Source organism: Serratia sp. (in: enterobacteria), assembly GCF_046715635.1.
Classification (GTDB): Bacteria; Pseudomonadota; Gammaproteobacteria; order Enterobacterales; family Enterobacteriaceae; genus Chania.
Genome location: NZ_JBKJYW010000226.1, coordinates 1 through 9,015 on the forward strand (window position 1 = coordinate 1; position 9,015 = coordinate 9,015).

Consider the following 9,015-nt stretch of genomic DNA (forward strand, 5'->3'; position numbering starts at 1 on the left):
GCGCCGGTCAGATTGCAGTGGTTGAAGGTGGCGGCCCGCCAGTCAAACTGATTGAACTCCCCGCCGGACAGATCGGAGCCAATAAAGCTGGCACCCAGCACGTTAGCGCCACTCCAGCGGTTTTCCCACAGTTCACATTTCTCCAGCACCACCTTGGAGAAGTTGCTGTAGCTCAGATTGCTTTTGATGATAAAGGCGCTGCAAAAATAGCTGCGCTGAGAAATCATGTTCATAAAGCTGGCACCACGAAAATCGGCCCCCTGTGCCTTGCATTCGCGGATCTCCAGGCCGAGGGCCTGGGTATTTCTGAAATCGGCCAGCGAGAGATCGCAGCTTTTAAAGCTGGCATCTTTCAACACCGCGCGGCTGAAGTTGCAGCCGAGCTGGGTCTCTTCGTCATAGAAGATGCAGCCGATAAACTGCGTATCGGTCAGATCGGTGCCGGAGAAATCACAGTTCATAAACTTGCCGTTAGTGATGGTTTCACCACGGAATTGATCGTGGGCAATCTTGACGGATTGCAGCAGTATGGGTTGCATGTTTTAACCTGTTTTTTTATACAGTTCATAGCGATAATACCTGAGGAAGACAGGGAAAGGAAATTGGCTATGAAAGGCGTCTGTGTGCTCAGATAAAGCCAAGGTAAAGTACAACTCCATTTTATTGCGATTAATACAATATCTTACATTTATTATTTACATTTAAATAATATCGATTATATATTATTTTAATTTTAATAAGTTAAAGTCATTTATCTGATAACTGACAAAGCAGTTTTTAGTAGAATTTATGCATTATTCACAATCTAATTGATTCAATTGGTTTAGTATCTTTTTGAAATTAAGTGATCATTGTCTTGTTCTGAAAATAAAAAAGGACAACAGCGTTTTTTTTATATAAATTAGATAACGTGAAGAAACTATAACTATTTGACACGGAGGGTTTTTATGGAACTTTTGGGCGAGTTACAAAGTCTCTCAGCTAAGATCAAACAGCAGGCTGCAGTTATTCAAACTGAGGAGGCCACAAAAAGCGCTTTCGTGATGCCATTCATTAATAAAGTGCTTGGCTATGATGTTTTTGACCCAACGGAGGTTACCCCGGAGTTTATCTGTGATGTTGGGATAAAAAAAGGTGAAAAAATAGACTACGCCATTTTGAAAAACAATGAGATTCAGATACTTGTTGAATGTAAAAAGATTGGTGAGCCGTTAAACGTTAACCATGCTTCGCAATTGTTTAGGTATTTCCATGTTACCAATGCGAGGATATCCATTTTAACTAACGGGCAGATATATAAATTTTTCACCGATCTTGATGCTCCTAACAAAATGGATGAAAAGCCATTTCTTGAACTAGACTTGTTGGATATTGATGAAAATGTGGTACCTGAGATAGCCAAGTTAACCAAGTCAACATTTGATGTAGAGTCAATAGTAAATGCGGCTGGTGAATTAAAGTATGTAAGTCAAATTAAGAAAATAATTTCAACTCAGTTTAACAATCCTGAGGAAGATTTTGTAAAATTCTTTGCGTCTAGAGTCTATGATGGGATATTGACTCAAAAAGTACGTGAGTTGTTTACTACTTTAACCAAAAAAGCGTCCAGTCAGTGGTTAAATGATCAGGTAAATGAACGTCTTAAGTCTGCAATCAGTGGGGCTCAGCAGCCTTTAGCAATCGAACCTAAGGAGGAGATTGTTGAGCCGTTAGTACCTGTTGAAGATGATGATGGTATTGTAACCACTGAAATTGAGATTGAGGGTTTTCATATCGTTAAATCTATAATTCGTACTGTTGTTGAGCCAAGTCGAATTACTTATCGCGATACTAAAAGTTATTTCGGTGTATTGCTTGATGATAATAATAGAAAACCTATTTGTAGACTTCATTTTAATCGGAGTCAGCTGTATGTCGGTTTGTTTGATTCTGATAAAAAAGAAACTCGTTATCCTATAGAAATATTGGATGACATCTACCAACATGCTGAACATCTTAAATGCACGGCGGAAGGTTATAATTAATTAGTGAAGAGTGGCTATGTTCAACATGGCCACTTATTAATACTTCTGGATGGGAAATTTGCTAAGTTATTATTTATAGCAAACATAAAAATTTATTTTTATTCATTTTTTTGGATTTGAACTAATCAACACATTGTTACGGTTTCATACCGATAGCGAAAAAAATGCCTTGCAGAATAAGCGATGATAAACCATCATTTGAAACGACGTTTCACTTCCTTGCTACAGGCCAACCTTGAACTTACACGGGCTACTGCGCCAGCGCGTTGCCAAAACGCATTGGTATGCCAAGCGAAAAAGCTATCGGGTGCTTTTTTGGCGCGAGATCACGCCACTGGCGATACCGATCTTTCTAGAGAACACCTGCGTACTGCTGATGGGGGTGCTCAGCACCTTCCTGGTGAGCTGGCTCGGTAAAGAGTCGATGGCAGGTGTGGGTCTGGCAGACAGCTTCAACATGGTCATCATGGCCTTTTTCGCGGCGGTGGATCTGGGCACCACGGTGGTGGTGGCTTTTAGTCTTGGCACTCGCGATCGTAAACGGGCACGGGCGGCGGCACGCCAGTCGCTGGTGTTAATGACTGTGCTGGCGGTGCTGCTGGCAGTTGGGATCCATTTGGCCGGGCAACAGATCATTAACGTGATCGCCGGTGAAGCCACGCCTGAAGTCAAAGCGCTGGCGCTCTCTTATCTGCAAACCACCGTCTGGAGCTATCCGGCAGCCGCCATCGCCCTGATTGGTAGTGGTGCCCTGCGTGGGGCTGGCAACACCAAGATCCCGCTGCTGATCAATGGCGGCATGAATATCCTCAACATCCTCATCAGCAGTACGCTGATTTATGGGGTATTTAGCTGGCAAGGGCTGGGTTTTGTTGGCGCGGGGCTGGGGCTGACCATTGCCCGCTATATTGGCGCGATCGCCATTATTGCTGTTCTGGCAGTGGGCTTTAATCCGGCGCTACGTATTACGCTCAAAAGCTATTTTACGCCACTCAACAGCAGCATCCTGCGTGAGGTGCTGGGGATTGGTATTCCCGCCAGTATCGAATCGGTGCTGTTCAACGCTGGCAAACTGCTGACACAAATGTTTGTCGCCGGGATGGGGACCAACGTCATCGCCGGTAACTTTATTGCTTTCTCTATTGCGGCACTGATTAACCTGCCGGGAAATGCCCTGGGCTCTGCTTCGACCATTATCGTCGGTAAGCGTCTGGGGAAAGGGCAAATTGCTCAGGCCGAGCGGCAGATGAAGCACGTTTTCTGGCTGGCGACGATTGGCCTGACGACGCTTGCCTGGGGAACCGCTCCTTTTGCCGGGTTGTTTGCCTCATTTTATACCCAGGAAGACGATGTTAAAGAGGTCGTCAAAATCCTGATTTGGCTCAACGCCGCATTTATGCCGATCTGGGCCGCGTCGTGGGTATTACCCGCTGGCTTGAAGGGCGCACGCGATGTCCGCTTTGCCATGTGGGTGACGATGTTGGGCATGTGGGGCTGCCGGGTGGTCGCCGGTTATATCTTGGGCATCGTGCTGGGCATGGGCGTAGTGGGCGTCTGGCTGGGGATGTTCATGGACTGGGCCGTTCGCGGAGTCTTCTTCTACTGGCGTATGGTCAGCGGGCGCTGGCTATGGAAGTATCCGCGGCTTAGCAAAAACCAGCCCGAGGCAACCACAGAGCAGCCGCCAAGCTAACGGTATTTTATTAGTTTGAGCCGGGTCGGTAGTATCAATCCATTGTCGGCGATTATGTTTTGGTGTAAGACTGAAGCCACGATAAATGATCTAAAGGTGCACCATGGATGGATTACTATTTATCGCTGGTTTGGCGTTGTTCTTGTGCCTGGTGGTATTGCCCATTTCAGTGGTGGTATCGCTCGGCCGTGGCAATCGTAACCAGCGGGAAATTGCCCAACTGACACTGACTATCACCCAGTTGCAAAAACAGGTGGACGATCTCCGCTTCGAGGCAACCGGAAGATCGCGGCCGACGCCAACGCCTGTTCCCCAGGCGCCACCTGTGGCTGCGAAGACAACGCATGACTTTGCGGCGCATGCTGCACAACAGTCTGCCGTGCAGCCCGCTGCTGAAATAGCCGTGCCTCCACCGGTTATCTCCGCCTGGGAGCCCGTAGTGCCAAAACCAGCCGCACCAGTAACAACCATCCCTCGCCCACCTGTTGCTAATAAACCCGCCATTGATAAACCGCAGCAACCGAAAAACGACTTGCTCAGCGGGCTGGTGGGCTGGTTTATGCAAGGCAATCCGCTGGCGAAGCTGGGTGTCTTGCTGCTGTTCTTCGGTTTGGCCTACCTGATGAAATACACCGTTGAACGCGACATGCTGCCTATTGAGTTCAGGCTAATGGGCGCGGCGGTGGCGAGCGGTGTTTTACTGTGGTTTGGCTGGCGTCTGCGTGTTAAACAGACGCTTTATGCTCTGATCCTGCAAGGGGGCGCGGTTGGCGCGCTCTATATCACCGTATTTGGTGCCTTCCGGCTTTATCAACTGTTGCCACATATGCTGGCATTTGGCCTGATGCTGGTAATCTGCGCCGCCAGCGTGAGCCTGGCCGTATTGCAGCGCGCCCTCAGCCTGGCGATGCTTGCCAGCATTGGCGGCTATCTTTCGCCGTTGCTGCTGTCCACGGGGGGCGGCAGTTATATCGCGCTATTTTCCTATTACCTGCTGCTCTCGCTGGGCATTTTGGCGATCAGTGTCTGGCAGCCGTGGCGGCCGCTTAACCTGCTGGGCTTTGTGTTTTCCTTTGGCGTTGCCGGGTTGTGGGGGGTAAACAATTACCTGCCGGAATACTATCTGGGCTGCCAGCTGTTCCTGATTGCCAATATCGTGATTTTTGGCGTGCTATGCCTGGCTTTGACTCTGCGCGCGCAGTTGCCTGGCGAGAAGATTATCGATGGCGCACTGCTGTTTGGCCCGCCGTTAATCGGTTTTGGCATGCAGTATCTGATTACCCGCCAGTGGGAGTTTGGCCCGGCGTTCTCGGCGCTGGGCTTCGGTTTGGCTTACCTGTTACTGGCCTGGGCTGCATTGAAGCGTTACCCATCCCTGGGCCGAATGTTGGCGGTTTCCGGTTTGGCGCTGGGCGGGGTGTTCACTACGTTGGCGATCCCATTGGCACTGTCCGCTGAGTGGACATCCATGGCTTGGGCGCTGGAAGGGCTGGGCATTCTTTGGCTTGGTCGTGAGCAAAAGCAAATCCGCATGAGCCTCAGTGGCTCTGGCCTGCTGGTGCTGGCCTTGGCTTCTGCCTTGGTCGCTCTTGGCGCGGGCATGACGACGCTTTCCTTCACGCTGGTGTTCGCCGTACTGGCATTAACTTGGCTCGCGGTGGCATTCCTCTGGTGCGATCTGGAGAGCAATGCTGCATTCAGGCTGGTTGTCAGCCGTTCCTTCCTGGCTGGCGGCATCCTGCTCTGGCTGGCCTGTCTGCTTGGGTTCGCCGGGCGATTACCGCTGGATTATGGCTACGGGGCTTTCCTGGCGTTGGCCTTGTTGACGCTATCCGTGGTGTTGTGGCGTTGGACGGCACAAAGGCTGGCCTGGCTCGAACTGCGTTACAGCATTTGGCTGCTGTGGCCGGGCATGTTGGCCTTGCTGATGTTCCAATTGGTCGACTTGGATTCTTTATTGTCCTTCGGCTGGCCGAATCTGGTCTGGCTGCTGGCTTTACCGGTGGCGTACTGGCTGCTGAAGCGCGAAGCGGGATCCCTGCCGTTACTGCGCCTGCAGCAAGGATTACACCTTTCTCTGTTCTGGATGGTGGTATTTGCGCTGGGCTATGAAGTCTTTTGGCGCACGATGCGCTTGCCGTGGGGCATGGATGAGTGGCGATTGGGCCTGCAAATGGGCTTCATCTCCCTGATCATTTTGGCCACGCATGGTGCACTGCGTAAAGGATGTTGGCCGTTTGCCGAACATCGTCAGCTGTATGGTGCAATAGCCTTGGCCCCATTGGCGGCGTTGGCCTTGCTGCTGTTGCTGGTAGGCAACCTGTTTGATGGGGTCAGTATAGGCTGGCGTTATTTGCCGCTGTTGAACCCGTTGGAAGAGGGCGCTGGTTTTGCACTCTTGGCGCTGGTGACTCTGGGGCTGTTTGCCCGGCGGGAATACCCGCAATTTGCCGCATTGCTGAAACAGGTGCTGCCGCTGTTTACCATCGCTGTGCTGTTCTGGTGGGGCAATGGGGCGGTCCTGCGTGCGCTGGCCTATTACGCCGATATTGCCTGGCGGGCCGATACGCTCTGGGCCTCCCGTCTGGTGCAGACCACTTTCGCTTTGCTGTGGATGCTGATAGCGCTGATCGTTATGGTGTTTTCAACCCGTCGCGGACAACGTGAGGTCTGGTTTGGCGGTGCGACGTTGCTCGGCATCGTCATTGTTAAATTAATGCTGGTTGATAGCGCGCGGGGCGGTGGATTGGCTCGTGCCATCTCGTTTATCGGTGTGGCGATACTGGTGTTGATCGTGGGATATTTTTCCCCATTGCCACCCAAAGCGGTGCGCGGTAAGGAACCCAATGTGGCAAGCGAACGAGGGAATGTATGAAAGTAAAACTGAATAACTGGTTGCTGCTGGGATCGCTTTGTCTGGCCGGTGCTGCCAGTGCGGAACCGGTGGCTGAAAAACCGCAAGATTTCGCCTATGGCATATCGCTAACCACGGAAGGCGGCGCGCCGTTTTTCCGTATTGAACTGCCTGAGGCGGTGTATACCGAGAGCGTTTGGCCGGATCTGCGCGATGTGCGGGTGTTCAACAATCAGGGGCAGGCCGTCCCCTTTGCGCTGACCGCGAACGTTACCACTCAGGAAAATAGCCAGACTTTCCCTATACGCCTGTTCCCGATGAAGGGCAAAAGGGTCACCAATCAGGAACAGCAGGTGATTTCGCTAAAATCCGCTGGTGGTGTTGAAGTGACCTTACCGGTGGATAGCGACAAGCCAATGGGGAATACCTATCTGCTGGAGATCCCGCAGCATGAGGGCGACTATCCCCGTCTGACCCAACTGAAGCTGGCCTGGGAGCGTCTGCCCGAGAATTGGCAGACCCGCGTTAGCCTGTTTTATAGCAGCGATTTAAAAGATTGGTCGAGCAGCGCTGAGGATGTGCCCTTGATGGATCTGGTCTCTGGCAGCGATCGGTTGCTGTTGGATACCATCGATCTTGATGACTATGCCAGACCTCGTTATCTGCTCTTGGTGTTCAACGATGCCAAAACGGCCCCTGATTTGAAGATCCAGTCAGTGCAGGGAATTTCGGCTTCCAGACATACCGAGCAGCAAAGAATTGGCCTGAGCTTCAACCAAAAAGCCATTTCGGCCAGTGAGGCTGAATATAGCTGGCCGAATCCTCAACCCTTGAACAATATCAGCATTCGACCGACGCAGAGGAATACGGTACTGCCACTCGAGCTCGATTACCGCAGCGCAGCTAATGACAGTTGGCACCCTCTGACCAAGCAGGTGGTGTTCTCGGTTAATGGACGCACCGCTGAGGCAATCCCGCTGAACGGCTTGCTGGTGCAGGGTATCCGCTTGAAGGGCATCAACCAGCAATGGGGTGATTCACTGCCAGAAGTCGCGGCACAGCGTGATAGCCAAACCTTGATCTTCAATGCTCAGGGGACCTCTCCATTCCTGTTGGCGTGGGGAAATAAAGCCGCCCAACCTCAGGCGATCCCTTTAGATAGCCTGATCCCGGCAGAGCTGCGTAAAACGATAGATGCCGATGCGTTGCCAGAAGCTGGGTTGCAATCCCAAGTGACTCTGGGTGGCACCGAACGTTTGAGCGCGGTGGATGCCGCAGAAGAGGCCAGCATGTGGAAGAAAGGTCTGCTCTGGCTCCTATTGGTGCTGGGGGCGGGGGGATTGGTGCTATTGGCCCTGAAGTTGTGGAAAGAGGTTCAACAGAAGCCAGAATAAGCTGGTGATTGCTGGCGGGGGCGAGTGGAAAACCGAGGGGTGATACTGCATGTGTTGCCCTTTGGTGGTTGATACAGTTGGTAGATGTCATCTCTGAAGGGATTTATACCGACGACAACAAGTAATCCTCCCTCAATTGTTTGACCGCGCGAAAAATGAAATAAAGTTAATGATCCCTATGACATCACGGCTTGTTTTGGTTCATATTATAAACTTGTTTATTACATGGTTAATTTTAAGGATAAGAGTATGTCAACAGTAATAGATAAAGCACTGGACTTCATTGGCGGTATGAACACATCAGTACCCACGCCGCATCCCATGGATGAAAGTACCGCTAAGGGAATATTTAAGTATTTGAGAGAGTTAGGTGTGCCGGCTAGCGCAGCCGATGTCACTGAACGAGGTATTAAGGAGGGATGGGATACCGGGTTCACGAAAAAAGTGGCCGGATGGGCTGATAAAATTCAGTCGGGTGGTCGTGTTGTTATTAAAAATCCCGAATACTTTTCTTCGTACATGCAAGAAGAACTCCGGGCACTAGTGTGAGTTGACCGTTAGTAAATGGGTTAACTACTCCAGGCGCTTTCACTATCAATGTGGGGGCGTTCGTTCCATCTATCAATCACGCATGACGAGTGATATTCGTTATACCAGTTTAAAGAATCCATAATTTCTCTCATTAGGCTATCTGGAAGAATAGATTCATCATCACTATTAGCCAGTTCGAGTATTTTCCTCGGAGTAAGCCCCACATCGGCTAACAGCGGCCATCTGGTCTGCACATTCTGGATCGTTACAGCATCAGGAACATCATGAAGATTAAAAGGTATGCTCATAATGGCGCGTCTGAGCATGCAATTTTTTGTTTCTTTAATGACTAATCCCCTAAGTAAAACTCGCTTATACTTTGGTGCGGTATCCTGAAAAAAATAAGGACCCACGTTTTTAGCGTAAGTCCTTGTTAGATTTGGTGGCCCCTACTGGACTTGAACCAGTGACCAAGCGATTATGAGTCGCCTGCTCTAACCAACTGAGCTAAGGGGCCAG

At 50.5% G+C, this 9,015-nt stretch carries 7 protein-coding genes and 1 tRNA gene; 5 read left to right on the top strand and 3 right to left on the bottom strand.

All coding sequences use genetic code 11. The annotated features are described in order from the left end of the window. Positions 1–539, bottom strand: a 539-nt coding sequence (locus ACLQ7H_RS11470; RefSeq protein ID WP_411752773.1) for a Qnr family pentapeptide repeat protein, incomplete at its 3' end; no start/stop codon positions are given. 408 nt (positions 540–947) lie between these two features. On the opposite strand from ACLQ7H_RS11470, the gene ACLQ7H_RS11475 reads away from it, so the two are divergent. The 5 genes from ACLQ7H_RS11475 to ACLQ7H_RS11495 all read left to right on the top strand — a co-directional run bounded on the left by ACLQ7H_RS11475 (position 948) and on the right by ACLQ7H_RS11495 (position 8,514). After that, positions 948–2,024, top strand: a complete 1,077-nt coding sequence (locus tag ACLQ7H_RS11475; RefSeq protein ID WP_411752774.1) for a type I restriction endonuclease — start codon at positions 948–950, stop codon at positions 2,022–2,024. 235 nt (positions 2,025–2,259) lie between these two features. Continuing rightward, positions 2,260–3,717 carry an EmmdR/YeeO family multidrug/toxin efflux MATE transporter gene (locus tag ACLQ7H_RS11480; protein ID WP_411752775.1) on the top strand — a complete coding sequence of 486 codons (1,458 nt, stop codon included), beginning with the start codon at positions 2,260–2,262 and terminating at the stop codon, positions 3,715–3,717. Between the two features lie 103 nt (positions 3,718–3,820). After that, the gene (locus ACLQ7H_RS11485) at positions 3,821–6,592 is read left to right on the top strand and encodes a DUF2339 domain-containing protein (protein WP_411752776.1); all 2,772 of its coding nucleotides are present in this window, start codon (positions 3,821–3,823) and stop codon (positions 6,590–6,592) included. Continuing rightward, entirely contained in the window at positions 6,589–7,965 is a 1,377-nt protein-coding gene (locus ACLQ7H_RS11490) for a DUF3999 family protein (protein WP_411752777.1), read from the top strand. Before ACLQ7H_RS11485 ends, ACLQ7H_RS11490 begins: the two co-directional genes overlap by 4 nt. A 225-nt stretch (positions 7,966–8,190) precedes the next feature. Continuing rightward, entirely contained in the window at positions 8,191–8,514 is a 324-nt protein-coding gene (locus ACLQ7H_RS11495; protein ID WP_411752778.1) for a DUF1889 family protein, read from the top strand. A gap of 20 nt (positions 8,515–8,534) precedes the next feature. On the opposite strand, the gene ACLQ7H_RS11500 is transcribed toward ACLQ7H_RS11495, so the two are convergent. Next, positions 8,535–8,909 carry a hypothetical protein gene (locus ACLQ7H_RS11500; protein ID WP_411752779.1) on the bottom strand — a complete coding sequence of 125 codons (375 nt, stop codon included), beginning with the start codon at positions 8,907–8,909 and terminating at the stop codon, positions 8,535–8,537. Between the two features lie 27 nt (positions 8,910–8,936). Continuing rightward, positions 8,937–9,013 (bottom strand) — tRNA-Ile (locus ACLQ7H_RS11505). Positions 9,014–9,015 lie beyond the last annotated feature (2 nt).